24 protein-coding genes are annotated in these 25,947 nt (G+C 69.5%); 18 read left to right on the top strand and 6 right to left on the bottom strand.

Translation table 11 applies throughout. The annotated features are described in order from the left end of the window. Positions 1-3 precede the first annotated feature (3 nt). The gene (locus ML539_RS00120) at positions 4-1,110 is read left to right on the top strand and encodes a metallophosphoesterase (protein ID WP_243319468.1); all 1,107 of its coding nucleotides are present in this window, start codon (positions 4-6) and stop codon (positions 1,108-1,110) included. On the opposite strand, the gene aat is transcribed toward ML539_RS00120, so the two are convergent. The 6 genes from aat to ML539_RS00090 all read right to left on the bottom strand — a co-directional run bounded on the left by aat (position 1,099) and on the right by ML539_RS00090 (position 8,059). Next, positions 1,099-1,779 (bottom strand): leucyl/phenylalanyl-tRNA--protein transferase, encoded by a 681-nt coding sequence (gene aat, locus ML539_RS00115; protein WP_243319464.1) that lies wholly within the window; start codon positions 1,777-1,779, stop codon positions 1,099-1,101. The two genes, ML539_RS00120 and aat, sit on opposite strands and share 12 nt — an antisense overlap. Then, entirely contained in the window at positions 1,761-4,013 is a 2,253-nt protein-coding gene (gene clpA / locus ML539_RS00110) for an ATP-dependent Clp protease ATP-binding subunit ClpA (RefSeq protein ID WP_243319462.1), read from the bottom strand. Before clpA ends, aat begins: the two co-directional genes overlap by 19 nt. After that, positions 4,006-4,323: an ATP-dependent Clp protease adaptor ClpS gene (locus tag ML539_RS00105; RefSeq protein WP_243319461.1), complete on the bottom strand. Its 318-nt coding sequence runs from the start codon at positions 4,321-4,323 to the stop codon at positions 4,006-4,008. The genes clpA and ML539_RS00105 overlap by 8 nt, the downstream gene beginning before the upstream one ends. Before the next feature lie 19 nt (positions 4,324-4,342). After that, complete coding sequence (locus ML539_RS00100; protein WP_243319459.1) at positions 4,343-4,684, bottom strand: PqqD family peptide modification chaperone; 342 nt, start codon at positions 4,682-4,684, stop codon at positions 4,343-4,345. A 106-nt stretch (positions 4,685-4,790) separates the two neighbouring features. Continuing rightward, positions 4,791-6,905: an oligopeptide transporter, OPT family gene (locus ML539_RS00095; RefSeq protein WP_243319457.1), complete on the bottom strand. Its 2,115-nt coding sequence runs from the start codon at positions 6,903-6,905 to the stop codon at positions 4,791-4,793. A 227-nt stretch (positions 6,906-7,132) separates the two neighbouring features. Then, positions 7,133-8,059 (bottom strand): DMT family transporter, encoded by a 927-nt coding sequence (locus tag ML539_RS00090; protein WP_243319455.1) that lies wholly within the window; start codon positions 8,057-8,059, stop codon positions 7,133-7,135. Between the two features lie 132 nt (positions 8,060-8,191). On the opposite strand from ML539_RS00090, the gene ML539_RS00085 reads away from it, so the two are divergent. From ML539_RS00085 to ML539_RS00005, 17 genes are all read left to right on the top strand, one after another. Then, on the top strand, positions 8,192-8,968 hold the full coding sequence (locus ML539_RS00085; protein WP_243319454.1) for an RNA methyltransferase: 777 nt from the start codon (positions 8,192-8,194) through the stop codon (positions 8,966-8,968). After that, on the top strand, positions 8,965-10,473 hold the full coding sequence (gene lnt, locus ML539_RS00080) for an apolipoprotein N-acyltransferase (protein WP_243319452.1): 1,509 nt from the start codon (positions 8,965-8,967) through the stop codon (positions 10,471-10,473). The genes ML539_RS00085 and lnt overlap by 4 nt, the downstream gene beginning before the upstream one ends. Beyond that, entirely contained in the window at positions 10,473-10,973 is a 501-nt protein-coding gene (locus ML539_RS00075) for a GNAT family N-acetyltransferase (RefSeq protein WP_243319450.1), read from the top strand. The genes lnt and ML539_RS00075 overlap by 1 nt, the downstream gene beginning before the upstream one ends. Then, complete coding sequence (locus ML539_RS00070) at positions 10,970-11,593, top strand: Maf family protein (RefSeq protein WP_243319448.1); 624 nt, start codon at positions 10,970-10,972, stop codon at positions 11,591-11,593. Before ML539_RS00075 ends, ML539_RS00070 begins: the two co-directional genes overlap by 4 nt. Positions 11,594-12,081: 488 nt before the next feature. Then, positions 12,082-12,645, top strand: a complete 564-nt coding sequence (locus ML539_RS00065) for a cytochrome c3 family protein (protein WP_243319446.1) — start codon at positions 12,082-12,084, stop codon at positions 12,643-12,645. Positions 12,646-12,656: 11 nt separating this feature from the next. After that, on the top strand, positions 12,657-12,851 hold the full coding sequence (locus ML539_RS00060; RefSeq protein WP_243319443.1) for a hypothetical protein: 195 nt from the start codon (positions 12,657-12,659) through the stop codon (positions 12,849-12,851). Positions 12,852-12,855: 4 nt separating this feature from the next. Beyond that, entirely contained in the window at positions 12,856-15,870 is a 3,015-nt protein-coding gene (locus ML539_RS00055) for a TAT-variant-translocated molybdopterin oxidoreductase (RefSeq protein WP_243319441.1), read from the top strand. Continuing rightward, positions 15,860-17,266 (top strand): NrfD/PsrC family molybdoenzyme membrane anchor subunit, encoded by a 1,407-nt coding sequence (nrfD, locus tag ML539_RS00050; RefSeq protein WP_243319439.1) that lies wholly within the window; start codon positions 15,860-15,862, stop codon positions 17,264-17,266. The genes ML539_RS00055 and nrfD overlap by 11 nt, the downstream gene beginning before the upstream one ends. Then, positions 17,259-18,401 (top strand): quinol:electron acceptor oxidoreductase subunit ActD, encoded by a 1,143-nt coding sequence (locus ML539_RS00045; RefSeq protein ID WP_243319437.1) that lies wholly within the window; start codon positions 17,259-17,261, stop codon positions 18,399-18,401. The genes nrfD and ML539_RS00045 overlap by 8 nt, the downstream gene beginning before the upstream one ends. Further along, positions 18,398-19,558 (top strand): hypothetical protein, encoded by a 1,161-nt coding sequence (locus ML539_RS00040; protein ID WP_243319435.1) that lies wholly within the window; start codon positions 18,398-18,400, stop codon positions 19,556-19,558. Before ML539_RS00045 ends, ML539_RS00040 begins: the two co-directional genes overlap by 4 nt. Then, positions 19,555-20,247, top strand: a complete 693-nt coding sequence (locus tag ML539_RS00035; RefSeq protein ID WP_243319433.1) for a c-type cytochrome — start codon at positions 19,555-19,557, stop codon at positions 20,245-20,247. Before ML539_RS00040 ends, ML539_RS00035 begins: the two co-directional genes overlap by 4 nt. After that, complete coding sequence (locus ML539_RS00030; protein ID WP_243319431.1) at positions 20,244-21,110, top strand: SCO family protein; 867 nt, start codon at positions 20,244-20,246, stop codon at positions 21,108-21,110. The genes ML539_RS00035 and ML539_RS00030 overlap by 4 nt, the downstream gene beginning before the upstream one ends. After that, a complete protein-coding gene (locus ML539_RS00025) occupies positions 21,107-22,744 on the top strand; it encodes a cbb3-type cytochrome c oxidase subunit I (protein ID WP_243319429.1) in 1,638 nt (545 codons plus the stop codon). Before ML539_RS00030 ends, ML539_RS00025 begins: the two co-directional genes overlap by 4 nt. Continuing rightward, positions 22,741-23,343, top strand: a complete 603-nt coding sequence (locus ML539_RS00020) for a cytochrome c oxidase subunit 3 family protein (RefSeq protein WP_243319427.1) — start codon at positions 22,741-22,743, stop codon at positions 23,341-23,343. The genes ML539_RS00025 and ML539_RS00020 overlap by 4 nt, the downstream gene beginning before the upstream one ends. Positions 23,344-23,353: 10 nt before the next feature. After that, on the top strand, positions 23,354-23,653 hold the full coding sequence (locus tag ML539_RS00015; protein ID WP_243319425.1) for a cytochrome C oxidase subunit IV family protein: 300 nt from the start codon (positions 23,354-23,356) through the stop codon (positions 23,651-23,653). Between the two features lie 7 nt (positions 23,654-23,660). Then, positions 23,661-24,614 (top strand): cytochrome c oxidase subunit II, encoded by a 954-nt coding sequence (gene coxB, locus ML539_RS00010; RefSeq protein WP_243319423.1) that lies wholly within the window; start codon positions 23,661-23,663, stop codon positions 24,612-24,614. Between the two features lie 99 nt (positions 24,615-24,713). Then, positions 24,714-25,601 (top strand): protoheme IX farnesyltransferase, encoded by an 888-nt coding sequence (locus ML539_RS00005; protein ID WP_243319421.1) that lies wholly within the window; start codon positions 24,714-24,716, stop codon positions 25,599-25,601. Positions 25,602-25,947 lie beyond the last annotated feature (346 nt).

The raw sequence follows: 25,947 nt of genomic DNA, 5'->3' as shown, positions 1-25,947 counted from the left end.
GCCATGTTCATCGGCCTCCTCCTCCTGGCCTCGGCCCTGGTGCTGGCCTACGTGGCCTGGCGCACCGCCTCGGTTCCCTGGTTCGCCCGCTGGCCGCGGCGCCGCCTCGGGGTCGCCTTCGCGGGGGCCTGGGGCCTGATGGTGGTCGGGGGGCTCCTGGGACACGAGGCCGCCTTTCCCGGCGCGGGCGGGGCGGCCCTCGCGGGCATGACCGTGCTGGGCCTCCTCTTCCTCGCTTTCGCCTGCCTGTTGGCCGTGGACCTGGCCACGGGGTTCGGCCTGTGGCTCCGCGCCACGGCGCCCCGCCTGCGCGGGTGGGCCCTCCTCGCCAGCCTGGGGTTGGCCGCCGTCGCGACCGTCCAGGGCCTGCGCCCGCCCGAGATCGTGGCCTACGAGGTGGACCTGCGCGGCCTGCCGCCGGAGCGGGACGGCCTCGTGGTGGCGGCCCTTTCGGACCTCCATATCGGCGCCATCCTGGGGCCGGACTGGCTGGCGGCGCGGGTGGCGCAGGTCCAGGCCCTGAGGCCGGACCTGGTGGTACTGCTGGGAGATGTCTTCGAGGGGCACGGCCGACCCGACCCTCGCGCGATCCGGGCCCTCGAGGGCCTGCGGGCCCCGCTGGGCGTCTGGGGGGTGGACGGCAACCATGAGCACTACGGTGTCGCCGGGGCCCCCCTGGAGGCGGCGGGGGTGCGGGTCCTGCGGGACGCCCTCGCCAGCCCCGCGCCCGGCCTGGTCCTGGCCGGCCGAGCGGACGCGGGCCGGAGCCGCAGCCAGGCCGTGTGGGCCGTTCCGCGGGAGCGCCCGGCCGGCGCCCTGGTGCTGCTGTCACACCGCCCCACGCAGCTGGAGGCGGCCGCCCGCTCGGGCGTGGGGCTCATGCTCTCCGGCCACACGCACGCCGGCCAGATCTGGCCCTTCGGGCACCTCGTGGCGAGGGTCTATCCCGCCTTGGCCGGACGGGTCCAGGTGGGGGACATGACCCTGATCGTCAGCCGCGGCACGGGCACCTGGGGGCCGCGCATGCGCCTGTGGCGGCGGGGCGAGATCAGCCTGATCCGCCTGCGGTCGGCGGAGCCTTCTCCGGAGGGGCTCCGGTCAGGCGCCTGACCAGGAACCGGGCCGGCCTTCCGCCCGGAGCGCCTCCGCCAGCTCCTCCAGGAACAGGGCGCGGGGCACGACCTGGAAGCCGTAGCCCCTCAACCCCTCGTGGGGCAGCTGGCCGTCGATCATGGCGAAGTCCCAGGCCTTCAGTCGCTCGTCCAGGGCCTGGAGGGCGGCACGGCTGGCCTCGGGCTCGAGGCTGAACATGCTCTCGCCGAAGAAGGCCCGGCCGAGCGATACGCCGTACAAACCGCCTAGCAGCTCGCCACCCCGCCAGGCCTCCACGCTGTGGGCGTGGCCGGCGCGGTGGAGTGCGACGTAGGCCTCCTGCATGTCCGCCGTGATCCAGGTGCCGTCCTGGCCGGGGCGCGGTACGGCGGAGCAGTGGCCGATGACCTGTTCGAAGGCCGTGTCGAAGCGGATCTCGAAGGGGCGGTGGCGCAGGCTGCGGCGGGTACGAGCCGACAGGTGCAGGTGGCCAGGGCGCAGCAGGGCCCGCTCGGTTGGCGACCACCAGAGCAACGGATCGCCCTCGCCGTACCAGGGGAAGATGCCGCTGCGGTAAGCCAGGAGGAGACGCGCCTCGCTGAGGTCGCCGCCGATGGCCAGCAGGCCGTCCTCCGCCAGCTCCGGGTCCGGGAAAACCAGGGCCTTCGTCAGCCGAAAGACAGGCACGGCCGGCCGTCCTTGAGGTCCACGGTGGCCTTGCCGCCCTTGGCCAGGGGCCCGAAGAGGATGGCCTCCGCCAGGGGCCGGCGCAGCTCGCGCTCGATGAGCCGCGCCATGGGGCGGGCGCCGAAGGCGGGGTCATGCCCCTTCTCAGCCAGCCAGGCGCGGGCGGCCTCGGTGCAGGCCAGGGCCACGCCCTTCTCCTTGAGCTGCTCCTCCAGCTCGCGGAGGTGCTTGTCCGCCACGCGGAGCATGGACTCGCGGCCCAGGGGCGCGAACTGCAGGATGGCGTCCAGGCGGTTGCGGAACTCGGGGCTGAAGGCCTTTTCAATGACGCCGGTGGCCGAGCGCCGGCCGCCGGCCTCGGCGAAGCCCACCTGCCGGGCCGACAGCTCGCGGGCGCCCACGTTGGTAGTCATCACCAGGACGGTGTGCCGGAAGTCCGCGCTGCGGCCGTGGCTGTCCGTGAGCGCGGCGTGGTCCATGACCTGGAGCAGGATGCCGAAGAGGTCGGGATGGGCCTTCTCCAACTCGTCCAGCAGCAGCACGGCATGGGGGGATTTCCGCACGGCGTCCGTGAGCAGGCCGCCCTCCTCGTAGCCCACGTACCCGGGCGGCGCGCCGATGAGGCGAGCCACCGTGTGCTTCTCCTGGTACTCGCTCATGTCGAAGCGCAGGAAGGCGATGCCCAGGGCCTTGGCCAGCTGCTTGGCCAGCTCTGTCTTGCCCACGCCCGTGGGCCCCGCGAAGAGGAAGCAGCCCATGGGCTTGAGGGGGTCCCGCAGGCCGGACCGGGCCAGCTTGATGGCGCCAGCGACGGTTTCGCACGCCTGATCTTGGCCATAGATCTGCATCCTGAGCTGCGCTTCGAGCGTCTGCAAAGCTTCGCGGTCGTCTGCGCTGACGGAGGCCACCGGAACGCGGGCCATCCGCGCCACCACGGCCTCGATCTCGGCGGGGCCCACCCGTTTGGCCCGGGCCTTCTTCGGCAGCAGCTTCTGCGCGGCGCCGGCCTCATCCACCACATCCAGGGCGCTGTCGGGGAGCTTGCGGTCCGTCAGGTGCTTGGCGGCCAGGCGCACGGCGGCTTCCAGGGCCTCGTCCGAGTAGGCCACGCCGTGGTGCGATTCGTAGGAGGCCTTGAGCCCCTGCAGGATGGCGAGCGCGTCGGCCGCGGTGGGCTCGCTCACCTCCACCACCTGGAAGCGCCGCGAGAGGGCGCGGTCGCGATCCAGGGAGCCCTTGAGGTCCTGGAAGGTGGTGGCCCCGATGCAGCGCAGGTCGCCAGACGCCAGGGCCGGCTTGAGCAGGTTCGCCGCATCCATGGCGCCGCCGCTGGTGGCCCCGGCGCCCACCAGGGTGTGCAGCTCGTCCACGAAGAGGATGGCGCCGGGCTCGTCGGCCAGGGCCTTCAGCACGGCCTTGAGCCGCTCCTCGAAGTCGCCCCGGTAGCGGCTGCCGGCCAGCAGGGCGCCCAGGTCCAGGGCGAAGATGCGGGCGGCCTTGAGCGGCTCTGGCACCTGCTTCTCGTGGATGCGGCGGGCCAGGCCCTCGACGATGGCGGTCTTGCCCACGCCGGGCTCGCCCACCAGCAGGGGGTTGTTCTTCCGCCGGCGGCAGAGCACCTGGGCCATGCGCGTAATCTCGGCGTCGCGGCCCACCAGGGGGTCCAGCCGCCCCGCCGCGGCCCGGGCCACCAGATCCGTGGCGTAGGCCTCCAGGGGGTTCTCGGCCACGGTGCCCTCGTCTTCTTCCGGCTCCTCCGCCTGCTTCTTCGCCGGGGCCTTGGCCTTTGGAGCCGCCGGGCCATGGCTGAGCACCTTCAGCAGGGCCAGGCGCTTCACGCCGTGCTTTTCCAGCAGGTGCCGGGCGTGGCTGGCCTCCTCCTCCAGGAAGGCCGGCAGCAGCTCGCCGCCGCGAACCTCCTTCCGCCCCGAGCTGAAGGCATGGACCAGGGCCCGCTCCACCACCCGGACGAAGCCCAGGGTGCTGTGGGGCTGGACCTCCTCGCCCTCCGGCACCGGCTCGAACAGCCGCTCCAGGGCGGCCTCCAGGTCGTGCCGCAGGGCATCCAGCTTCACCCCGCAGCCCCGGAGGGCCCGGGCCGCGTGGGGCTCGTCCAGGAGGGCCAGCAGCAGGTGCTCCAGGGCCACGTCCTCATGGCGCCGAGCCTTGGCCAGCTCGAAGGCCCGCTGGAAACCCTGGTTCAGCTCCGCGCTGATCTGAGGGGACTCAGGCATCTTCCGCCTCCACCGTCAGCAGCAGGGGAAACCCCTCGCGCTCCGCCAGCTGCCGCCCCCGCTCGGCGCGGGTCTCGGCCACGTCCTTGGTGTAGACGCCCGCCACGCCCACGCCGGCCCGGTGCACCGCCAGCATGATGGCCGTGGCCTCGGGCTCCGCCTTGCGGAAGACCGTCTTCAGCAGCCACACCACGAACTCCTGCGTGGTGTAGTCGTCGTTGTGGAGGAGCACCTTCCACAGCCCGGGCTCCTTCACCTTCGCCCGCTGGCGGGTGAGGACCTGGCCCGCCTCCTTCGACTGCCTGGCCATGGATGACGCCTCCGGGGCATCAGGATAGCTGATTGAGCCGCACGAACCCGCCCCGGGCCAACTCCCGGATGAACAGGGCCGCCCGGAAGCCGGCATCGGGCTCACCGGGTTGGGCCTGGGCCATGGCCTCCATCACCTGCGCCACGGTGCGCGTCCCGTCGCAGGCTTGCCACAGGGCCGTGCCGCGGGCGTCGAGTTTCACGCGGAAGACGGGCTTTCGCATCAGCTTCAGCACCCAGCCCCAGCGCGGGGAGAGGATCTTGGGCCGAATCAAGACCAGCGTGTCCCCCTCACCGGGCTCGGCCGCCAAGGCCTGGACCGGCACGAGGGCCAGGAAGGATTCATCGGGGAAGGTGCTCATGGGGATCCATACATCTCAAGGGGGAGGATAGAGAAGGCCCGGCTTTGCCGGGCCTTCTCGCGGGGGCCCGGGGGTGTTCGCGTCAGCGAGGAACCCCCGGACAGCATCAGAAATTGGCACTCGGTGGCGCGGGCTCGTCAGCTTCGCCGGCGTTGGCCAGGGGCACCCTCACCAGGTAGACGGCGATGCCAGCCAGGATCAGCAGGCTGATCCAGAACATGCCGGGGTCGGCGAAGACCTTGTACTTCACCTCGAAGAAGGCGAAGGACGCGAAGAGCAGGCCCACCAGGGCCTCGCCGGCGATGAGACCCGCGGCCAGCAGCACGCCGTTGTTCTCCACGCGCACCTTCTGGGCTTCGTTCAGGCCGCGCCTGGCGCCGATCATCTCCACGGCGCCCTTGATGAGGCCGCCCAGGAAGATGGCGAAGGTTGTCTCCAGGGGCAGGTACATGCCCACCGACACCAGCATGGGGCTCTTGACCTGCATGAGGATGAAGGCGAAGCCCATCATCATGCCGACGATGATCAGCGGCCACGCCATCTTGCCTTCCACGATGCCCTTGCTGAGCAGGGCCATGAGGCCCGCCTGGGGCGCCGCCAGCTGCTTGGAGCCGAAGCCGGCGTCCAGGGAGAGCACGGCCTTCTTCTGGTCCGCGGGCAGCTTCTTCACTTCGTCCAGGGTGTAGCTCTTGCCATCAGGGGCGGTGACGACCTGCACCTGCTGGGCGGTCAGCTCGGCGATGCGCTTGGTGCCCTGGGCGGAGATGTCGCCTTCGTGCAGCACCATGAGGGGGATGAACAGCACCACGGAGGCCAGGGCCACACCGATGAGGTCGCCCATCTCCATGCGCCAGGGGGTGCCGCCGAGGATGTGCCCGGCCTTGAGGTCCTGCAGCATCTCGCCGGCCACGGCGGCGGAGACGCAGACGATGGCCGCCACACCCAGCACCGCGGCGACGCCTTCCTGGCCCTTCACGCCGAGGAGCACCATCACGAGGGCCGTGATCACCAGGGCCGTCAGGGTCAGGCCGGAGATCGGGTTGTTGCTCGAGCCCATGATGCCCACCAGGTAGCCGCTGATGGCCGCGAAGAAGAAGCCCAGGATCACCACCACCAGGGCCGCCACGAAGGAGACCAGCGGGCTCACCTGGAAGATGCGCCAGGTGATGAAGAAGGTGACCAGGGCCGCGAACCCGAGACCGAAGAGGACGTTGGTGAAGGGCAGGTCCTTGTTGACGCGGTCCACCACGTGCTCGCCGGCAGCGGCCTTCTTCATGTCGGAAACTGAGCGGGTCAGGCCCGTGGCCAGGCTCTTGCGCATCTTGAAGAGGGTGAAGCCGGCGCCCACGAGCATGCCGCCGATGGCGATGGGGCGGACGATGAACTTCCACACCGAGTAGGACAGGGCGATCCAGTCGCCCTGGGAGGCGCCCTCAGGCAGGACGCCGGGCGCCAGGAAGTAGGTGATGATGGGCACCAGCAGGCCCCAGGCGATGATGCCGCCGGAGAAGTTCAGGGCGCCGAGCTTGGGCCCGATGATGTAGCCCACGCCCATGTAGGCGGGGCTGATGCCGGGGGAGCTGAGCAGCATGCCGCCCGCCACCTTGGCCTTCCAGGTGCCGACAAGGTTGATGGTGGTGGTCTTGAAGGCCACGAACCGCTCCCAGGTGCTAGCGAAGATGGAGATCTGCACCAGGGCCTGGATGCCGGCGCCGAGGCCCATCGCGCCGAAGAGGAACTTCGTGCCGCTGCCCCCGCGGGCGCCGGCCTTGTGGATCTCGGCGGCGGCCACGCTCTCGGGGTAGGGCAGCTCGGCGTCCTCCACCATCACGCGGCGGAGGAGGGCCACGAACATGATGCCCAGCACGCCGCCGCCGAACATGATCAGCGAGCTGGTGACGTAGTGCCCGGCCGTGAAGAACTTCGGCCAGATGCCGCTGATGGCGAAGGCCGGGATGGTGAAGATGGCGCCGGCGGCCACGGACTCGCCGATGCTGCCCACGGTCCGGGCCATGTTCTCTTCCAGGATGGTGCCCTTCATCAGCTTGATGAGGGCCATGCCGATGACCGCCGCGGGGTAGGTGGCGGCGATGGTCATGCCGGCCTTCAGGCCGAGGTAGGCGTTGGCGGAACCCAGCACCACGGCCATGACGAGGCCGATGAGCACCGCCCGCAGGGAGAACTCCCGCAGGTTCTGGTCAGAGGGGACAAAAGGTTGCATCGGTGCTCCTGGAAAGGCGCAGAGGGATGGAAAGAAAGGTCGGATGGAGCGGATAGTCTAATACATCGCTGTTTGATCCTTCCCAGATCCCGCGGGGGATCCGGGCTCCCGGGCGCCCCGGAGGACCGCCTCCCGGCAGACGACCCCGGAAAAACGCGCTTCTCATCCCGCCCGGAGAGGGACCGACAGACCACTGGCCCACATCCTGGCGGGAATCCGGATCCCGGTCACCGCTCCGCCAGGGGTTCGTCCGGCCGGCGCTCCACGGAGAGGAGGATCACCGCCCCGAGGATCAGGGCCGCGCCCACCCCCTGCCAGGGCAGCAGGATCTCGCGGAGGAAGAGGGCCCCGAACAGGCAGGCGGCCAGCGGCTCCAGGGTGCTGACGACCGAGGCCCGGGCGGCACCCACCCGGGCCATGCCCGCCAGCAGGAGGGGGATGGGCAGCAGGGTGCCGACCACGGCCAGCCCCAGCAGGGGCTTCCGGGCGCGGAGGGCCAGCGCCGGCTCCCACTGGTGCGAACCCAGGGCCAGAATCAGGTACATGAGTCCCGCGCTGGACATGATCCAGGCGCTGGCGACCAGCGAGGGCACCCCCTTCTGGAGGCGCGCGCCCAGCAGAATGTAGGCGGTGTAGCCAAAGGCCGTGGCGAGCCCCATGACGAGGCCCAGGACATCCGTGCCCCGGCCCGGCGCGCCCACCGCCAGGGCCGTTCCCAGCAGCGACGCGAGGAGGGCGATCAGGTCTCGGCCCGCCAGGTGGTGCCGCCCGGCCAGAACCTCCCACAGGGCCACCATGGCGGGGTAGAGGTAGAGGAGCAGGGCGGTCAGGGCCACGGGGATCCGGCGGGAGCTGGCGAAATAGAGGCCGCTCTCCACCACATAGAGGGCGCCCATGCCCACGAAGCCGGCGATCTGGGCCGGCGTGAGGGCGAAGCGGATCCCCCGCAGGAGCAGCCACAGCCAGAGGGCGCCTCCGGCCACGAGGAAGCGCACCGCCAGGAAGGTGGGAAGCCCCAGGCCCAGGGCCGCCGCCTGGCGGTTGAAGATGGGCAGGAGGCCGAAGCAGACCCCCGAGACGGCCACCAGCAGGAAGCCCAGCCCCCGGCCCGTGCCTGATCCCCCGGGGGCCGGGTCCTTCGCGTCGTCGTCCATCTCGCCAGGGTATCCCGGCGCGGCCATGGCCTTCTTCAAATGGGGCGGCCCGGCTCCCTGGCATGATGCTCATGTTGGCGCTGCCATCCCCAAGGTGGGGGCGTCCCCGCGATGTCCCCGGACCCGGTCCCCATGCCCACCCTCACCAGCAAAGCCAATCCGCGCTTCAAGGAGCTCCTGGCCCGCCTCCGCCCGGGCGGCGCCCGCCGCGAGGCGACGCTCCTGCTGGGCGCGAAGCTCATCGAGGCCTGGGCCGAAGCCCGGCGGACGCCCGCCGGTAAACGGCTCGCGCCGGCCCTCTGGCTGAGGCTCGAGCAGGCCGTCCCCCACCCGCTGGAATCCGCCCTGGGCCTGGATGCGCAGGTGCTCGGCGAAGCCCTCATGCGGGAGCTGGCCGATGCGGGCAGTCCGCCCGAGCACGCCCTGCTGATGGACCTGGGCCCCGAGCCCGCCGGGCCCCTGGCCGAGCGCGTCATCGGCGCCTGGGGCATCCAGGATCCCGGCAACCTCGGCGCGCTCCTCCGCAGCGCCGCCGCCTTCGGCTTCCAGGAGGCCCTACTGGGGCCGGGTTGCGCGGACCCCTTCCATCCCAGGGCCCTGCGCGGCAGCATGGGCGCCGCCTTCCTGATGCCCCTGCGCCGGGCGGCGAGCCTGGAGCCGGACGGGGGCCGCTGGTACGCCCTGGACGGCGGCCCCGGCGCCGTGCCCCTGGCGGAGGCCGATCTCTCAGGGCCCCTGCGGCTCTGGGTGGGCAGCGAAGGCCATGGCTGGCAGGGAGTCGACCTGCCCCCGGCCGTGCGTCGCCTGGCCATCCCCATCCAGGGCGTGGAGAGCCTCAACGCCGCCGTGGCCGCGGGCATCGCGTGCTACGAAGTGGCGCGGAGGCAGGGCCGGGGATCAGGGCGATGACCCGCGGCTGGCTCCTCCGTCCCCTCGAAACCGCCGTGCTGGCTTGCATCTTCATGCTCGCCTTCCGCTTCCCCGGCGCCCTGGGGGGCTGGCTGGAACCGGTCTTGGCGCTGCTCTTCCCCGTGCTGCTGCTGGAAGGCCTGTTCAAGGGGCGCCACGCGGTCTGGACCTGGACGGCGCTCCTGGGCGGCCTCCTCCTCCTCTACCAGTGGGTGCCCCAGACTCTGGCCTCCAAGGGCGGGCTGCCCTTCGGCCTGGCCCTCCTGGGGATGGTCCTGCTGAGCCTCTGGGAAGCCACGGGGCTCTGGCTGGTGGTCCTGGGGTCGCGTTGGGCCTTCCGCCGCATCGGGCCCCTGGCCGCCGCCTGCGTGGCCGCCTTCCTCCTGATGGGCTGGGAGACCTGGGGCTTCCATGTCTATCCCTGGACCTGGGGCGCCGCCTTCGGTTCCCTGCCCTGGCCCGCGCGCTCGGCCGCCTTCCTGGGCGCCTCGGGCCTGTCGGCCCTGGCCTGGGGCGCCGGGGCCTGGACCGCCGCCCACCTGGCCCAGGGTGCCTCTCCCCGGCGGATCCTGGCGGGGCCGGGCTTCGCCGTGGGCCTGATGCTCCTGCTGGGGGGCGCCTGGCACCTGCTGCCCCGGGAGGGGGAACGGACCCTCGACGTGGCCATGATCCAGCCCAACTTCCCCGCCGGGGTTCGCTGGCCGGGGATGGAAGCGGAGATGTGGCGGCGCAGCGACGCGCTGCTGAAGGCCCGGGGCTGGCCGAGGGCGGGGCGCGCCACCCTGCTGCTCTGGCCCGAGAGCTCGGTGCTGGGCCGGGACGACCGCCACCCGGACCTGCGGCTTTCCGCCGAGGCCGTGTCCCGGGGCGTGGCCTGGCTCTTCGGCACCGAGGGGGGCCCCTACAACCTGGTGCGGGGCGAGGCGGCCGGCCGGCCACCCTTCGTCTTCGCGAAGACGGAGCCCATGCCCTTCGGCGAGCGCACGCCCGGCCCCGAGGCCTTCCGGCGGTGGCTGGACGGGAAGATGGGCTTCGTGTCCCAGGAGGCCGGGGAACTCAAGGAGGGCTGCGCCTTCGCCGTGCCCACCCCCGCCGGCGACCTGCACGTGCACCCGCTCGTCTGCAGCGAAGCCCTCCTGACCCAGCGCACCCGCCAGGGCTTCGAGCTGGGCCACGCGGACCTGCTGAGCAACCACACCAACGACGGCTGGTTCGACCGCAGCATCGCCACGGACCTGCACGCGGCCCAGATCCGCCTCCGCGCCACGGAACTGGGTGTCCCCCTGCTGCGGGCCACGCTCACGGGGAAGTCCGGCGTATTCCGGGAGGACGGCCACTTCGAGCTTTGGGGAGAGCCTCTCAGCGAAGGAGCCTTCGCCGTGGCGTTGACCTGGCGGCCAGTGCACACCCCCGCCCGTTCCGCCTGGCTGCTGCCGGGGCTGATGGCGGGACTGGCGCTCGGAACGGTACTGCTAGGCTGGAGAGCCCTAGCCCGGAAGGCCTGATGGACCGCGATCTCCTCGTACCCGAGCCGCTTTCAACCCCGCACGGCACCGTGGCCTTCTTCGACGAGACCTGGAGCGTGGACCCCCGCGAGCTCCAGATCTTCTTCCAGGCGGAAGAGGTCTACTGGACCGCGGACCGCACCATCGAGCAGTGGCGGCGGCTGCTGGCCTGCTCGCGCCTGCTGACGGCCCGCCTGGTGCCCGAGGGCCACCGGGGCGGCCGCCTGGTGGGCGCCACCCGGCTCTGGTCGGATCACGCCTACGAAGCCAAGCTCTACGACGTGGTGACGGCGCAGGATCTGATGGGCCAGGGCATCGCCACCGAGCTGGTGAAGTGGGCCCTGCGGCACCCCTGGGCGGGCGAGGTGCAGCGGTTCGTCCTGGAGACCCGGGACGCGGCCAACTTCTACCCCCGCTTCGGCTTCCGCCTGGGCCAGGAGGTCGACAGCTACCACATGCGGGTGGGCATCGCCGAGCTCGAGCAGCGGGGCCTGCGGTGAGCGAGACCCTCCCCGGCCTTCCCGAGGCCGCCCTGAAGCCCTTGATCCTGGCCAGCAGTAGCCCGCGCCGACGCCATTGGCTGGAGGCCATGCGCATCCCCTTCGAGATCCAGGCGCCCGAGGTGGACGAGACGCCCCTGCTGGACGAGGAGCCCGGCGACCTGGTGCTGCGCCTGGCGGAGCTGAAGGCTGAGGTGGTGGCCGGCCGCAACCCCGACCGCTGGGTCATGGCCGCGGACACCACCGTGGCCGTGGACCATCACACGCTCAACAAGCCCCTGGACGCGGAGGACGCCGTCCGGATGCTGAGCCTGATCCAGGGCCGCGCCCACCAGGTGCACACCGGCTTCTGCCTCCAGCGGAACGATCAGGTCCACAGCTTCGTGGACACGGCCCAGGTGGTCTTCCGCCCCCTCACCGAGGCCCAGATCCGCTGGTACATCGGCACCCACGAGCCCATGGACAAAGCGGGCTCGTACGCCATCCAGGGCATCGGGGCCCTGTTCATCGAGGGGGTCGAGGGCAGCTTCTCCACGGTCATGGGCCTGCCCGTGGAGCGCATGGGCGCCCTCTTCCTCCAGCTGGGACTCCTGAAACCCTGGATGGGCTTCCCCAGGTAGGGTGGTCAGACCTCGCGAAAAATCCCAAACCCCTGACAAAGAAGAGGTTCCGGGAGGTTATGCGCCGCCCTGGGTGCGGAGGCTGAGCCGGCCTCGTCTCGACGGCCTCTGGCCTGGAGGAAATCGCCACCTTCACGAGTGGCTAAATAGAACACCGGATAATCCCCTTAGTCGCTGGATCTGCCTCAGAAAAAAGGGATAAACAATCCTGTGGCACTGATCTATGATGGTGACTTGCGACACAAATTTGCCGAATGTCGCCCCAGTGTGACCAAGTCCTCTGGACATGAGTGTCGTCTTACCTCTGACGCCGCTCGGCCGACATTCTCTGGACGGAGACGCCGACGCCCGGAAGGAATCCCTTCCGGCTCGCCCGGCACCTGCCAGAATCCCTGGCCATCACCTCTGATCCGTCCCGCGTCCAACCGTCCCTTCAGTCCCCGCTGGCTCCGGCCACTGTGCGGATCCGAACTTTCCAGGGGTTGTGCATGCACCAATTCGACCGAGCGTTCCGCTTCGTCCTGCCGGCCGGGGCCGTGGCGGTCCTTCTCACGGTGCTCACCGTGGGCTGGTTCACCCAGCCGGACCGCTTCGCCAAGGGCTACGCCCCCGAGCAGCCCATCCCCTTCTCCCACGAGCTGCACGCCGGCACCCTCCGCATGCAGTGTCAGTACTGCCATTCCGGCGTGGACAAATCCCGGGTGGCGGGCATTCCCAGCGTGGACCTCTGCATGGGCTGCCACAAAGTGACCCGGACCGACCGGCCCGCCATCCAGAAGCTGACCCAGATCGCCAACGCCGGCCAGCCCATCCTCTGGCAGCGGGTCCACACCCTTCCGGATCACGTCTTCTTCGACCACCGGCCCCACGTGAACGCCGGCATCACCTGCCAGAGCTGCCACGGCGAGGTGCAGACCATGAAGGTGGTCACCCGCGAGATGGGCATGCGCATGGGCAATTGCCTGGCCTGCCACCGCGACCCCCACGCCGCCCTGCCCGCCGGATCCAAGATCACCCGGGGCGCCGAGAACTGCGCCGCCTGCCACCGCTAGGAGCTCCGACGATGGCTGACGAGACCCGCAAGCCGCTGCTCGACCGCGCCGCCGCCCTGGTGGCGGGGCCGCTCCTCCTGGGCCGGGAGGCCCTGGGCCTGGTCTTCAGGCCGGACCGCGAGGCCCCTCCGGAGACGCCGCCGGAAGCGGTTCCGCTCCGCATCCCCATCACGCCCCCCGAACACGCCATCAAGCGCCGCGGATGACCTCATGAAGACACGACTTCCCGAACACGGCCCCCTCGAGACCCCGCGCTTCTGGCGCACCCTCGAGGAGCGCATCGAGACGCCCGAGGCCCAGCGGGCCGCCCACGACGAGTTCCTCCCCGGCACCATTCCGGCCGGCCCGGACTACGACGACGTCCATGGCCTGCCGCCCCAGAGCGGCGTCTCCCGCCGCGACTTCCTGGGCCTGGTGAGCGCCGCCGCCGCGCTCGCTGCCACCGTGGCCTGCGACCGCAAGGGCCAGGGCACTGTGGTGCCCTACACCAAGCGCCCCGTGGAGGTGATCCCCGGCGTGGCCAACTACTACGCCAGCGCCACGCACGAGGGCCGCCGCGTCTACCCCGTGCTGGTGAAGACCCGCGAAGGCCGCCCCATCCACCTCACCGGCAACGACGAGCACCCCGGCGTGAAGGGCAAGACCAGCCCCCGCGTCATGGCCGACGTGCTGCGCCTCTACGACCCCGACCGCCTCCGCGCACCCAAGGCCCAGGGCCATGTGGCGAGCTGGGCGGACGCGGAAGCCCAGTTCCACGGAGCGCTCCGGGGTGCCAAGGCCGCGGGCAAGCCCGTGCTCCTGATCTCCGGGGCCGTGGTCTCGCCCAGCCGCAAGGCCCTGCTGGCGGACCTCAAGACCGCCCTGCCCACCCTGGAGCACCTGGCCTATGAGCCCGCCGCGGGCGACGCCGCGGAGGTGGCCGCCCTGGCCAGCTTCGGCCAAGCCGTGGACCTCCAGCCCCGCCTGGACAAGGCCAAGGTCATCCTGTCGCTCGGCGCGGACTTCCTGAACGGCGAGGATCCCGAGGCCCAGGCCGCCTGGGGCGCCAAGCGGAGGTTGAAGAACGCGCAGGAGGCCATCAACCGTCTCTGGGTGCTGGAAGGCCCCCTCACGCTGACCGGCACCAACGCCGATCAGCGCGTGCCTGTTTCCCCCTCCCGCCTCGGCGCCGTGGCCTTCGCTCTGGCGAAGGAACTGGCGGCCAAGGGCGTGGCGCTGCCAACCGGCACGGATCTGTCCGGGATGTCCGCGGGCGCGCCCGCGGACATCCCGGCAGCCGTCTGGTCCAGCCTGGTGAAGGACCTCCGGGCTGCCGGCCGGAACGCCGTGGTGCTCTGCGGGGCCCAGATGCCCGCCGAAGCCCACCAGGCCGCCCACCTGCTCAACGCCATGCTGGGCTCCGAGGCCGTGGCCCTCCGCGCCGCCGAGCCCCTGGCCACGGTGAAGGACCTGGAGGCCGCCGCGCAGAAGATGGCTTCCGGCGCCTATGCCGCCGTCCTCTTCTGGGACGTGAACCCCGCCTACACCTACCCCAAGGCAGCCGCCTGGAAGGAGGCCGTGACCAAGGTGCCCTTCCGGGCCTGGATCGGCCAGGTGGAGGACGAGACGTCCGCCCAGTGCCAGCTGCTGCTGCCGGAGAACCACTGGCTGGAGAGCTGGGGCGACTACGCCACGCCCGGCGCGGCCGTGCTCCAGCAGCCCGCCATCGGGGCCCTCTACGACACCCGCCAGGGCGAGGACATCCTCCTGGGCGTCCTGAAGGCCATGGGCGCGACCGTTCCGGACGGCTACCACGCCTACCTGCAGGCCCGCTGGAAGAAGGAGCTGCCCTTCGGCACCTCCTTCGAGCAGGCCCTGCACGACGGCCTGGTGAAGGGCGAGACCAAGACCTCGGCCCCCGTCTTCAAGGGCGCCTCCGTGGCCGCCGCGGCCAAGAAGGCCGTTGCCGCGAAAGCTGACGGACTCGAGCTGGTGCTCTTCCCCGGCTTCGCCACGCACGACGGCCGCCACGCCAACAACAGCTGGCTGCAGGAAACGCCGGATCCCATCACCAAGATGACCTGGGACAACCCCGTGGCTGTCTCTGTGCAGGACGCCAAGGCCCTGGGCCTCGAAGAGGGCGACTGGGTCACCCTCGCCCTCGATGGCGCCACCCTCAAGCTGCCCGCCGTGATCCAGCCCGGCCAGGCGCCCGGCGTGCTGGCCCTGGCGCTGGGCTACGGTCGCACCACCGGCGGCGTGGCCAAGGGCATGGGCGTCAACGCCTTCCCACTTGTGGGTCTGGATCCCGCCAGCGCCCACGCCCGCGGCGGCGCGAAGCTGGCCAAGGCCGGCGGCCGGAAGGAGCTCTCCCGCACTCAGAGCCACCACCGCATGGAGGGCCGCGACCTCGTCCGCTCCCTCACCATGGACGAGTTCGCCCACAACCCCCAGGGGCACCACCACATGCCCGAGCTGGTGACCCTCTACGAGGACCAGAAATTCCCGGACCACAAGTGGGGCATGGTCATCGACCTGGCGGCCTGCACCGGCTGCTCAGCCTGCATGGTGGCCTGCCAGTCCGAGAACAACGTGGCCACCGTGGGGCCCGAGCAGGTGGCCCGGGGCCGCGAGATGCACTGGATCCGCATCGACCGCTACTACGAGGGCGAGCTGGAGAATCCGAAGGTCGTCCACCAGCCCATGCTGTGCCAGCACTGCGACAACGCGCCCTGCGAGAACGTGTGCCCGGTGAACGCCACCAACCACAGCCCCGAAGGCCTGAACCAGATGGCCTACAACCGCTGCGTGGGCACCCGGTACTGCGCCAACAACTGCCCCTACAAGGTGCGCCGCTTCAACTTCCTCGAGTACACCGCCTACAAGACCGAGCCTGAGACCCTGGCCTACAACCCCGAGGTCACGGTCCGCCCCCGCGGCGTCATGGAGAAGTGCTCCTTCTGCGTGCAGCGCATCAACGACGTGAAGATCCGCGCCAAGGGAGATGGCCGCGCCATCCTCGACGGTGAGATCACCACCGCCTGCATGGCCGGATGTCCCTCGGATGCCATCGTCTTCGGCGACCTGAAGGACCCCAAGAGCAAGGTCTCCCAGTTGGTGGCGGCCAGCCGCGCCTACCGCGTGCTGGAGGAGCTGGGCGTCAAGCCCGCCATCACCTACCTGGCCGACCTGAAGAATCCCGCCATGCCTATGGCCTCGACCGAGGGAGGTCACCATGAAGCTTGATGCCGCCACGTCCGCCGGCGACATCCCGGAGGCCCTGATCGAGCCCGCGCTCACCGTGGGCGTGGTCACTCCCGGCAGCCTGGACGACCAGGTCCTGGCCTTCCCCGAAATGAAGCCCCCGAAGCAGTGGTACCTCGGCCTGGCCGTCACCCTCACGGCTCTCCTCATCGGCGTCGGCTGCATCGGCTACGTCTTCGTCACCGGCATCGGCGCCTGGGGCAACACCAGCCCTGTGTTCTGGGCCTTCGACATCATCAACTTCGTGTTCTGGGTGGGCATCGGCCACGCCGGCACGCTGATCTCGGCCATCCTCTTCCTCTTCCGCAAGCGCTGGCGCAACGCCATCGCGCGGTTCGCCGAGGCCATGACCATCTTCGCGGTCATCTGCGCCGTGATCTTCCCCCTCATCCACGTGGGCCGTCCCTGGCTGGCCTACTGGCTCTTCCCCTATCCGAACCAGCGCGCCCTGTGGACCAACTTCCGGTCGCCGCTGCTGTGGGACGTCTTCGCGGTGAACACCTACTTCTCCGTGTCCCTGATGTTCTGGTACCTGGGCCTCATCCCCGACATCGCCTCCATGCGCGACCGGACGACGAGCAAGATCCGGAAGGTCCTCTACACCGTGCTGGCCATGGGCTGGCGCGGGGCGGCCTCCCACTGGCAGCACTACGAGAAGGCCTACCTGCTGCTGGCGGGCCTGGCCACGGGCCTGGTGCTCTCCGTGCACTCGGTGGTGAGCTTCGACTTCGCCACGTCGGTGGTGCCGGGCTGGCACATGACCATCTTCCCGCCCTACTTCGTGGCGGGCGCCATCTTCGCCGGCTTCGCCATGGTGGTGATGGTGCTGGTGGTCGTGCGCGAGACCATGCAGCTCAAGAACCTGATCACCATGCGCCACCTGGACGTGATGAACAAGGTGATCCTCGCCATGAGCTGCATCATGGGCTACAGCTACATGATGGAGGGCTTCACGGCCTGGTACTCCATGAACGAGTACCTCCACCACGGCTTCATGAACATCATCAGTGGCACCTATGGCTGGGCCGGCTGGGTGACCATCAGCTGCAACATCCTCATTCCGCAGATCCTCTGGTTCAAGAAGGCCCGCGCCAGCTACTTCTGGATGATCCTCGTGGCCATCGGCGTGACCATCGGCATGTGGTTCGAGCGCTTCGTGATCATCGTGATCTCGCTGCACCAGGACTACCTGCCCTCCGCCTGGCGCATCTACAAGCCGACCATGATCGACTTTGGCGTCCTCCTGGGCACCTTCGGCATCTTCTTCACCCTGGTGCTGCTCTTCGCCCGGGTCCTGCCGGTCATCGCCACCACCGAGGTGAAGGCGATCCTGCCCGGCGCCCAGCCCTCTCACCATGGAGACGACCACCATGCCTGAGACGTCCTACGCCGTCCTCGGCGTCTTCGAGACGCCCGACGCCCTCATGAAGGCCATCCCCCAGGTGCGCGCCGCCAAGCTCGGCGCGGTGGAGGCCTATACGCCCTACGCGATCCACGGCATCGAGGAGGCCCTGGGTCTCCGCAAGTCGCCCCTGGGCGGCATGGTGCTGGTCATGGGCATCCTGGGCGCCATCACTGCCTTCGGCTTCCAGTACTGGATCAGCGCCGTCGACTACCCGATCATCACCGGCGGCAAGGGCGCGGGCTCCTGGGAAGCCTTCATCCCCATCATGTTCGAAGTGACGGTGCTCTTCGCCACCTTCACCGCGGGCCTGGGGATGCTGTTCCTCCTGAACAAGCTGCCCTTCTTCGGCCACCCCGTGCTCTCGTCCAAGTCCATCAAGGGCATCACGCGGGACCGCTACGTCCTGGCCCTGGAGGCCGAGAGCGAAGCCTTCGACAGTACCGCCGCCGCCCGGGCCCTCCAGGCCGCCGGCGCCATCGAGGTCGAGGCCCTGCCCGCCCCGGACCGCAGCCCCTTCCTCACCAGCGACTACGTCCTCCGCACCCTCGGCGGCATCTTCACCGCCTGCGTGGTGGCGGGCATGGCGATGTACTTCGCCACCAAGTGGTTCCCCGTGCTGGCACCCATGAAATACATGCAGGAGCAGCCCCGCCTGAACGCCCAGAAGGCCTCCAGCTTCTTCAAGGACGGCCACGGGATGCAGCTGCCGGTGGCGGGCACCGTGGCTCGGGGCTACCTGCCCACGGCCACGGGCACCCAGGAGGAAGCCGCTTCCCTGGTGAACCCGCTGCCGCGCACGCCGGAGGTCTTCGCCCTCGGGAAGAAGGTCTACACCAACCGCTGCGAAGTGTGCCACGGCGCCGTCGGCAACGGCGTGGGCAGCCTGACGGCCGCCTACGGGGCCAAGCCCGCCAACCTGCAGGCCCAGCAGTTCCTGGACTACCCGGACGGCAAGATCTACTGGGCCATCGTGAACGGCAAGAACGCCATGCCCTCCCACGCCCCCTACCTCTCCGAGCGGGAGCGGTGGGCCGTGGTGGATTACGTGCGCGCCCTCCAGCGCGCCCAGAACGCCAAGGACGAGGATCTGAAGGTGGCCACGCGATGAGCCAGGACAAGAACGCCTCCAACCTCCCCGCCTCCTGGCTCTGGGGCGCCGTGGCCCTGGGCGCCCTGGGCGTCCTCGGCAGCTACGCCGCCGCAGGCCCCGAGCGCTTCTGGGCCAACTGGGTCTTCTGGTTCGTGCTCCTCTTCACGCTGGGCCTGGGCTCGCTGTTCATCGTGGCCCTGGAGCACCTGGTCAACGCCAAGTGGAGCGTGCCCATCCGGCGCATCCCCGAGCGCCTGGCCACCCTGCTGATCCCCTCGATCCCCGTCGGCCTCATCGCCCTGGGCGCCATCCCGGTGCTCTATCCCGGGGCCCGGCCCGAGGCGGCCCACCATCCCCTCCTGGCCGGCAAGGCCTTCTGGCTGAGCCTGCCATTCTTCTCCGCGCGCACCATCGTGGCCCTGGCCCTCTGCCTCCTGGGCCTCTGGGTGCTGGTGGGCGGCTCGCTCAAGCAGGACGCCACGAAGGACCCGGCTTTCAACTTCCGGGCCCGCAAGTTCGCCCCCGCTTTCATGGCGATCTTCGCGCTGGTGGTGACGCTGGTGGCCTTCGACTGGATCTCCGGCCTCACGCCCGAGTGGTACAGCGACATCTTCGGCGTTTATGTCTTCGCCGGTGCCTTCCTCAGCGGTCTCGCGGCCACGGCCCTGGCGGTCCTGCACCTCCAGGACCAGGGCCGGCTGGAGGGCGTGCGGGGCGACCACCTCTACAACCTGGGCGGCTTCCTCTTCGCCTTCACGGTGTTCTGGTCCTACATCGGCTTCGCCCAGTACATGCTCATGTGGTACGCGAACCTGCCGGACGAGGTCATCTGGTACAAGGTGCGCCTCCAGGGCGCCTGGCACCTCATCACGCTGGTACTGGCGGGCCTGCATTTCGTGCTGCCCTTCTTCGCCCTGGTGACCCGGGACTCGAAGAAGGACCCCCGGCGCCTGCGCCGCGTGGCCTACCTGATGCTCGGAGCGCACGTGCTCGACATCTACTGGCTCATCTTCCCCATCCTCGGCGCCAGCCCCAGGTTCTCCTGGCCCGAGCTCAGCTTCGCCCTCTTCTTCCTGGGCGGGATCCTCCTCTGGGTCCGCGGCGCCATGCAGAAAGGCGAGGACATGCCCGTCGGCGATCCCTTCCTCCGCGAGGGCCTGGAGTTCCGGCTATGAAGATCCAAGACTACCTCTCCCCGGACGAGCTGAAGCGCCTGCTGTCCGCCCTGCTGGTGGTGATCTGCTTCATCTTCATCGCCGCCTTCTTCGGTTTCACCGTGCTGCCCGGCCTGCGCTACCAGGCCCACACGCAGCCCGATGCCGTGCCCGTCCAGGCGGTGCAGGGCGAGACCGGCTGGCTGGACCCCACGGACTACCCGGCCCAGGCCCGGCAGGTCATCCCGCCCATCGACCCCAAGACGGTCATGACGCCCAATCCCGAGCTCATGGCCCGGGGCAAGGCGATCTTCGCGCAGACCTGCGCCAGCTGCCATGGCCCCGAGGGCAAGGGCGACGGCCCGGCGGGGAAGGGCCTCAACCCGGCGCCCCGCAACTTCACCCAGAGCGCGGGCTGGAAGAACGGCACCCGTGTCGAGGACATCTACAAGACCCTGAACGAAGGCATCAAGGGCAGCTCCATGGTGGCCTACACGGACCTCTCCAAGCGGGACCGCATGGCCCTCGTCCACGTGGTGCAGTCGCTGGGCGCCTTCGACCATGGCGCGAGCGATCCGAAGGCCACCGCCGCGCTGGAGAAGCTCTTCGCCAGCGCCGGTGAAGTCATCCCCAACCGCATCCCCGTCTCCCGCGCCGTGGACATCCTCTGCCGGGAGTACGCCGAGGCCCATCCCCAAGGCCGACCATGACCCTCCGCCCCCTCCACGCCTCATTCTCCGTTCTGATCCTCGCCGCGGCGCTCCTGTGCCTCCCGGCCGGAGCCCAGGCGGCCAAGTCCACGCCGGCGCCCACCCCGGCCCCGGCGCCTGCGGCCGTTGAAGGCCCAGCGGCCCCCGCCTTCACGCCCCAGGAAGTGGGCATTGACGAGAAGCTCGGCGCCACCCTGCCGCTGGACCTGGCCTTCAAGGGGGAGGACGGCCAGCCCGTCACCCTGCGCCAGCTCATCGACAAGCCCACCATCCTGACCTTGAACTACTTCCGCTGCGCCGGCATCTGCACGCCCCAGCTCAACGGGGTGGTCGAGGTGCTGAACCGCACCGAGGCCATCCCCGGCAAGGACTTCCAGGTCCTCACGGTCAGCTTCGACGAGCGGGACACGCCCGAGATGGCCGCGCAGAAGCGCACCAACTACCTGGGCGAGCTCACCCGGCCCTTCCCGCCGGCGGCCTGGCGCTTCCTGACGGGTCCCGCCACCGCCAGCCGCGCCCTGGCCGACGCCGTGGGCTTCCGGTACAAGCAGGTGGGCGACGACTTCGTCCATGCCGCGGCCATCATCTTCATCAGCCCCCAGGGCAAGGTCACGCGCTACATGTACGGCGTCACCTACCTGCCCGCGGACCTCCAGCTGGCGGCCCAGGAGGCCGGGCGCGGCGAGGCTCAGCCCACCATCAACAAGTTCCTGAAGTTCTGCTTCAGCTATGACCCCGCGGGACGGAAATACGTCCTGAACACCACGGCCATCAGCGCCACCGTCACCATCCTGGCGGCCCTGATCTTCGTGTTCGTCCTCATCCGCCGGGGCCGCAAGACCAAGTCCGAGGAGGCTGAATGACCACCCACGCAACCGCCCAGCCTGGCTATCCCACGGCCCAGCCGAGCTACCTCGTGGACACGGGCTCCCGCAAGGGCCTCCTGGCCTGGCTGACCTCCACGGACCACAAGCGGGTCGGGGTGCTCTACCTCTACTCGATGATCAGCTTCTTCTTCGTCGGCGTGGGCATCGGCTTCCTCATGCGCCTGGTGCAGCTGACGCCCTTCCAGCACCTGATCACCGCCCGGACCTACAACGCCCTGTTCACGGTCCATGGCGTGATCATGATCTTCCTGTTCGTCATCCCGGGCCTGCCCGCCGTCTTCGGAAACTTCTTCCTGCCGATCCTGATCGGCGCCAAGGACGTGGCCTTCCCGCGGCTGAACCTGGCCTCCTGGTACTTCTTCATGGCAGGGGCCATCCTCGCGGTGCTCTCGCTCTTCACTGGAGGCGGCGCGCCCGACACCGGGTGGACCTTCTACGCACCCTTCAGCCTGAAGACCGGCACCAACGTGAGCCTGGCGGTGTTCGGCGCCTTCATCCTGGGCTTCTCGTCCATGCTGACGGGCATCAACTTCATCACCACCATCCACCGCCTGCGGGCGCCGGGCATGAAGTGGTTCCGCATGCCGCTCATGTGCTGGGCCCTGTACTCCACATCCTGGATCCAGCTCCTGGCCACGCCCATCCTGGCCATCACCCTGGTGCTGGTCATCCTGGAACGGTTCTTCGGCATCGGCATCTTCGATCCCGCGAAGGGCGGCGATCCCCTGCTCTACCAGCACCTGTTCTGGATCTACTCCCACCCGGCGGTCTACATCATGATCCTGCCGGCCATGGGCGCCATCACCGAGATCATCCCCACCTTCGCCAAGCGCACCATCTTCGGCTACAAGGCCATCGCCTTCTCCAGCATGGCCATCGCCGGCGTGGGCAGCCTGGTGTGGGCCCACCACATGTTCACGTCGGGCATGAGCAGCCTGGCCACGCTGCTCTTCTCCCTGCTGACGATGGTCGTGGCCGTGCCCAGCGCCATCAAGGTCTTCAACTGGGTGAGCACCCTCTACAAGGGCAGCATCGACTTCCAGCCGCCCCTGCTCTTCGCCCTGACCTTCATCTTCCTCTTCGCCATCGGCGGCCTCACGGGCGTCATGCAGGGGGCCCTGGCCATCAATGTGCATATCCACGACACCTACTTCATCGTGGGCCACTTCCACTACGTGATGTTCGGCGGCACCGGCTTCGCCTTCTTCGCGGCCCTGCTCTACTGGTTCCCCAAGATGTCCGGGAAGATGTATTCCAAGAAGGCCATCTACGCCTCCTGGTTCCCCATGTTCATCGGCTTCAACATGCTCTACTTCGGCATGCTGATCCTCGGCATGATGGGCATGCCCCGCCGCTACTACGTCCACCTGCCCCAGTTCCACACCATGCACGTGGTGGCGACCGTCGGCAGCTGGTTCCTGGTGCTGGGCCTCCTCGCCTTCTTCGGAACGCTCATCTACGCCCTCTTCAAGGGGTCGAAGGCCGAGGACAACCCCTGGGGCGGCGTGACGCTGGAGTGGACCATCCCCAGCCCGCCCCCCCAGGAGAACTTCGAGACCATCCCCACCATCACTCACGGCCCCTACCACTTCGAGCAGGAGTCCCAATGAGCGAGCACGTCCACCGCGACGACTTCGGCGCCCGGCTCGGCATGTGGCTGTTCCTGGTGACGGAGATCGTCCTCTTCGGCGGCCTCTTCATCGGCTATTCGTACATGCGGTACAAGTACCCCGTCGAGTTCCACCACGGCGGCGCCGAGCTGAACGCCACCCTGGGCGTCATCAACACGCTGGTGCTGCTCACCAGCAGCCTCACGGTGGTGCTCGCCATCGTGGCCATCCAGCGGGCGGAGAAGAAGCAGGCCATGGTCTTCCTGGGCACCACCCTGGCCCTGGGTTTGACCTTCCTGGTCATCAAGTCCTTCGAATGGGCCGCCAAGTTCCACCACGGCCTCTATCCCAACGCCCCGCATCTGGGCACGCTGCCGCCTGGGGAGCAGGTCTTCTTCGGCCTCTACTTCACGATGACGGGCCTCCACGGGCTCCACGTCATCGTCGGCCTCTCGCTCCTCTCCGTCATGCTCTGGTGGGTGGCCACGGATCGCATCCGCGCGGACCGCTACATCCACTTGGAGAACAGCGGCCTCTACTGGCACCTGGTGGACGTGATCTGGATCTTCCTCCTCCCGCTTTTCTACCTCGCCGCGTAAGGGCAGGACCATGAACGAACACGCCGAACACTCCCTCGAGCACGCCGACCACCCCGGCTACGGCACCTTCATCAAGGTCTGGGTGGCCCTGCTGATCCTCACGGGCGCCCTGGTGGGCGTGAGCCACCTGGGTCAGACCTACGCCGTCTGGGGCCTGCTCACGCTGACGCCCCTCAAGGCGGGCCTTGTCTTCTACTTCTTCATGCACCTGAAGTACGAGGGGCCGCTGCTCAAGATCGTGGTCCTGGTCACCCTGGGCACGCTGCTGATCTTCTTCGCCCTGCTCTTCTCCGACGTCGCTTTCCACTGAGGCACCCATGGACTGGATGAACCAAGCCGCCCTCTCGGCCCAGAAGTCCGACGCGGTCTTCTTCTACGTGTTCGGCCTCTCCGTCGCGTTCCTCATCTTCATCACGGCGCTGATGATCTACTTCGTGGTGCGCTACAGCAAGAAGCGCCACCCGAAGGCCGAGCAGATCGAAGGCCACACGGGCCTCGAGATCCTGTGGACCACCATTCCCCTGGTCCTGTTCCTCTCGATCTTCTACTACGGCTGGACCAACTACGAATACATGCGCCAGGCCCCCCGGGACGCCATGGCCGTGAAGGTCACCGCCCGCCAGTGGAGCTGGTCCTTCGAATACCCCAACGGCAAGAAGAGCAAGGTGCTCTTCGCCCCCATCAACAAGCCCATGAAGATGGAGGTCCACAGCGCCGACGTGGTGCATGGCTTCTTCATCCCCTCGTTCCGCCTCAAGATCGACGCCGTGCCCGCCCGCACCAACACCACCTGGTTCCAGGCCACCAAGCTGGGCTCGTACGACATCGAGTGCACGGTCATCTGCGGCGTGGACCACAGCCTCATGCTGAGCAAGGTCATCGTGGTGCCCGAGGACGAGTTCAAGGCCTGGTACTTCGGCGGCGAGGATGCCCCCGAGCCCGGCAAGGCGATCCGAGCCGCCGAGGCCCATCCTGACCTGAAGGACCTGCCGCCGGGCCTGGCCGTACTGACCTCCAAGGGCTGCCTGGCCTGCCACTCCGTGGACGGCAAGCCCAAGGTGGGCCCCACCCTCAAGGCCCTCTTCGGCAAGCAGCAGGAGGTCCTCGTGGCCGGCGCCATGCGCCAGGTCACCGTGGACGAGGCCTATGTCCGCCGGGCCATCACCAACCCCATGGAGCAGGTGGTCCGCGGCTATCCGCCCGCCATGCCCCAGACGCCGATGACGGAGCAGGAGCTCAGCGAGGTCGTCCGCTACCTCAAGACCCTCTAATGATCCGGGGGACCGGGCTTGCGCCCTACTCCCCCGGGACCCCCGCGCCCTCGCCCAGCCAAGCTGGGCTCCGGCTGAACCAGGAGCGATGATTTGAGCGTGGCCGCGATTCCCGTTCCCAAGCCCAGCCCGGTCTCGACCTTCCTCGAGCTGACCAAGCTGCGCATCTCCGGGGCCTCCACGTTCACGGCGGCGGCGGGCTACGTGGCCTTCCTGCGCGGCGTGGACGCGGGCCTGGTCACCACGCTGATCGGCATCCTGCTCCTCGCCATGGGCTCCAGCGCCCTCAATGAGGTGCAGGAGCGCCGCTACGACGCGATGATGCCCCGCACCGCCTCGCGCCCCATCCCCCACGGGGACATCACCGCCGGTTCCGCCGCGGTCCTCGCCGTGACCCTGGCCGTGGCCGGATTCGGCCTCCTGTGGGCCGCCCACAACCTCACCTCGGCCCTCCTCGGCGCCCTGGCGCTGGGCTGGTACAACGGCTTCTACACGCCCCTGAAGCGCGTGAGCGCCTTCGCCGTGGTGCCGGGCTCCCTCATCGGGGCCCTGCCCCCGGCCATCGGCTGGACCGCCGCCGGCGGCAGCGTGGCGGATCCCTCGGTCCTGGCCCTGGCCTTCGTCTTCTTCATCTGGCAGGTCCCCCATTTCTGGCTGCTGGTGGGCCTCCACGCCGAGGGCTACGAGAAGGCCGGCTTCCCCACGCTGGTCTCGGTCTTCGGCCGTCCCCGGCTGTCGCGGCTGACCTTCACCTGGACCTGCGGCACCGCCGCCGCCTGCGGCCTGCTGCCGATGTTCCGGGTGCTGGTCTCCTGGCCCGCCGAGGTCATGCTGGGCCTGGGCGCGGCGTGGCTCATCGCCGGGTCGCTGCCGCTGCTGCGAGAAGGCCAGGATGCCCCCCTCTACCGCCGCGTCTTCATGAACATCAACCTCTTCGCCCTCGTCCTCACCGCCGCCGTCATCCTGGATCCCTTCTTCAGCCGCTGAGCGGCTCGGCTGGGCCCGGTCGAAAGGCTCTTTTGCCACCGATTTCGCTGATTGCGCTGATTGCGCCTAGGGTGCTTTCCGCATGGGCGGGGCCGCAGGCCGCTTCCGGCTCCGCCGGAAGTCATGGGGGGGGGGGGGGGGGGGGGGCCCCCCCCCCCCCCCCCCCCCCGGCCGCCCCCCCCCCCCCCCACCTCACGGCCCCCCCCCCGGGGGGGGGCCCGGGGGGGGCAGGAAGGCGTGGATAGGGCACGGCCCACCTCCCGGCGGCCCGGCGGGCCGCAGGGAGGGAAGAGCAGAGGCAGGGCCGCGGCGGCCCAGGCATTCAGTGGTGGCGCATGGGCTCGGG

It is taken from the genome of Geothrix sp. SG200 (assembly GCF_022808935.1).
In the GTDB taxonomy this organism is placed as follows: Bacteria; Acidobacteriota; Holophagae; order Holophagales; family Holophagaceae; genus Geothrix; species Geothrix alkalitolerans.
This window is presented reverse-complemented; position numbering and strand designations above follow the sequence as displayed.

What these genes read in the sequence shown, in the direction of transcription:
- ML539_RS00120 (WP_243319468.1), top strand. Translation starts at nt 4, where the DNA reads ATGTTCATCGGCCTCCTCCTCCTGGCCTCGGCCCTGGTGCTGGCCTAC.
- clpA (WP_243319462.1), bottom strand. Translation starts at nt 4,013, where the DNA reads ATGCCTGAGTCCCCTCAGATCAGCGCGGAGCTGAACCAGGGTTTCCAG.
- ML539_RS00105 (WP_243319461.1), bottom strand. Translation starts at nt 4,323, where the DNA reads ATGGCCAGGCAGTCGAAGGAGGCGGGCCAGGTCCTCACCCGCCAGCGG.
- ML539_RS00100 (WP_243319459.1), bottom strand. Translation starts at nt 4,684, where the DNA reads ATGAGCACCTTCCCCGATGAATCCTTCCTGGCCCTCGTGCCGGTCCAG.
- ML539_RS00095 (WP_243319457.1), bottom strand. Translation starts at nt 6,905, where the DNA reads ATGCAACCTTTTGTCCCCTCTGACCAGAACCTGCGGGAGTTCTCCCTG.
- ML539_RS00090 (WP_243319455.1), bottom strand. Translation starts at nt 8,059, where the DNA reads ATGGACGACGACGCGAAGGACCCGGCCCCCGGGGGATCAGGCACGGGC.
- ML539_RS00085 (WP_243319454.1), top strand. Translation starts at nt 8,192, where the DNA reads ATGCCCACCCTCACCAGCAAAGCCAATCCGCGCTTCAAGGAGCTCCTG.
- lnt (WP_243319452.1), top strand. Translation starts at nt 8,965, where the DNA reads ATGACCCGCGGCTGGCTCCTCCGTCCCCTCGAAACCGCCGTGCTGGCT.
- ML539_RS00075 (WP_243319450.1), top strand. Translation starts at nt 10,473, where the DNA reads ATGGACCGCGATCTCCTCGTACCCGAGCCGCTTTCAACCCCGCACGGC.
- ML539_RS00065 (WP_243319446.1), top strand. Translation starts at nt 12,082, where the DNA reads ATGCACCAATTCGACCGAGCGTTCCGCTTCGTCCTGCCGGCCGGGGCC.
- ML539_RS00060 (WP_243319443.1), top strand. Translation starts at nt 12,657, where the DNA reads ATGGCTGACGAGACCCGCAAGCCGCTGCTCGACCGCGCCGCCGCCCTG.
- ML539_RS00055 (WP_243319441.1), top strand. Translation starts at nt 12,856, where the DNA reads ATGAAGACACGACTTCCCGAACACGGCCCCCTCGAGACCCCGCGCTTC.
- nrfD (WP_243319439.1), top strand. Translation starts at nt 15,860, where the DNA reads ATGAAGCTTGATGCCGCCACGTCCGCCGGCGACATCCCGGAGGCCCTG.
- ML539_RS00045 (WP_243319437.1), top strand. Translation starts at nt 17,259, where the DNA reads ATGCCTGAGACGTCCTACGCCGTCCTCGGCGTCTTCGAGACGCCCGAC.
- ML539_RS00040 (WP_243319435.1), top strand. Translation starts at nt 18,398, where the DNA reads ATGAGCCAGGACAAGAACGCCTCCAACCTCCCCGCCTCCTGGCTCTGG.
- ML539_RS00035 (WP_243319433.1), top strand. Translation starts at nt 19,555, where the DNA reads ATGAAGATCCAAGACTACCTCTCCCCGGACGAGCTGAAGCGCCTGCTG.
- ML539_RS00030 (WP_243319431.1), top strand. Translation starts at nt 20,244, where the DNA reads ATGACCCTCCGCCCCCTCCACGCCTCATTCTCCGTTCTGATCCTCGCC.
- ML539_RS00025 (WP_243319429.1), top strand. Translation starts at nt 21,107, where the DNA reads ATGACCACCCACGCAACCGCCCAGCCTGGCTATCCCACGGCCCAGCCG.
- ML539_RS00020 (WP_243319427.1), top strand. Translation starts at nt 22,741, where the DNA reads ATGAGCGAGCACGTCCACCGCGACGACTTCGGCGCCCGGCTCGGCATG.
- ML539_RS00015 (WP_243319425.1), top strand. Translation starts at nt 23,354, where the DNA reads ATGAACGAACACGCCGAACACTCCCTCGAGCACGCCGACCACCCCGGC.
- coxB (WP_243319423.1), top strand. Translation starts at nt 23,661, where the DNA reads ATGGACTGGATGAACCAAGCCGCCCTCTCGGCCCAGAAGTCCGACGCG.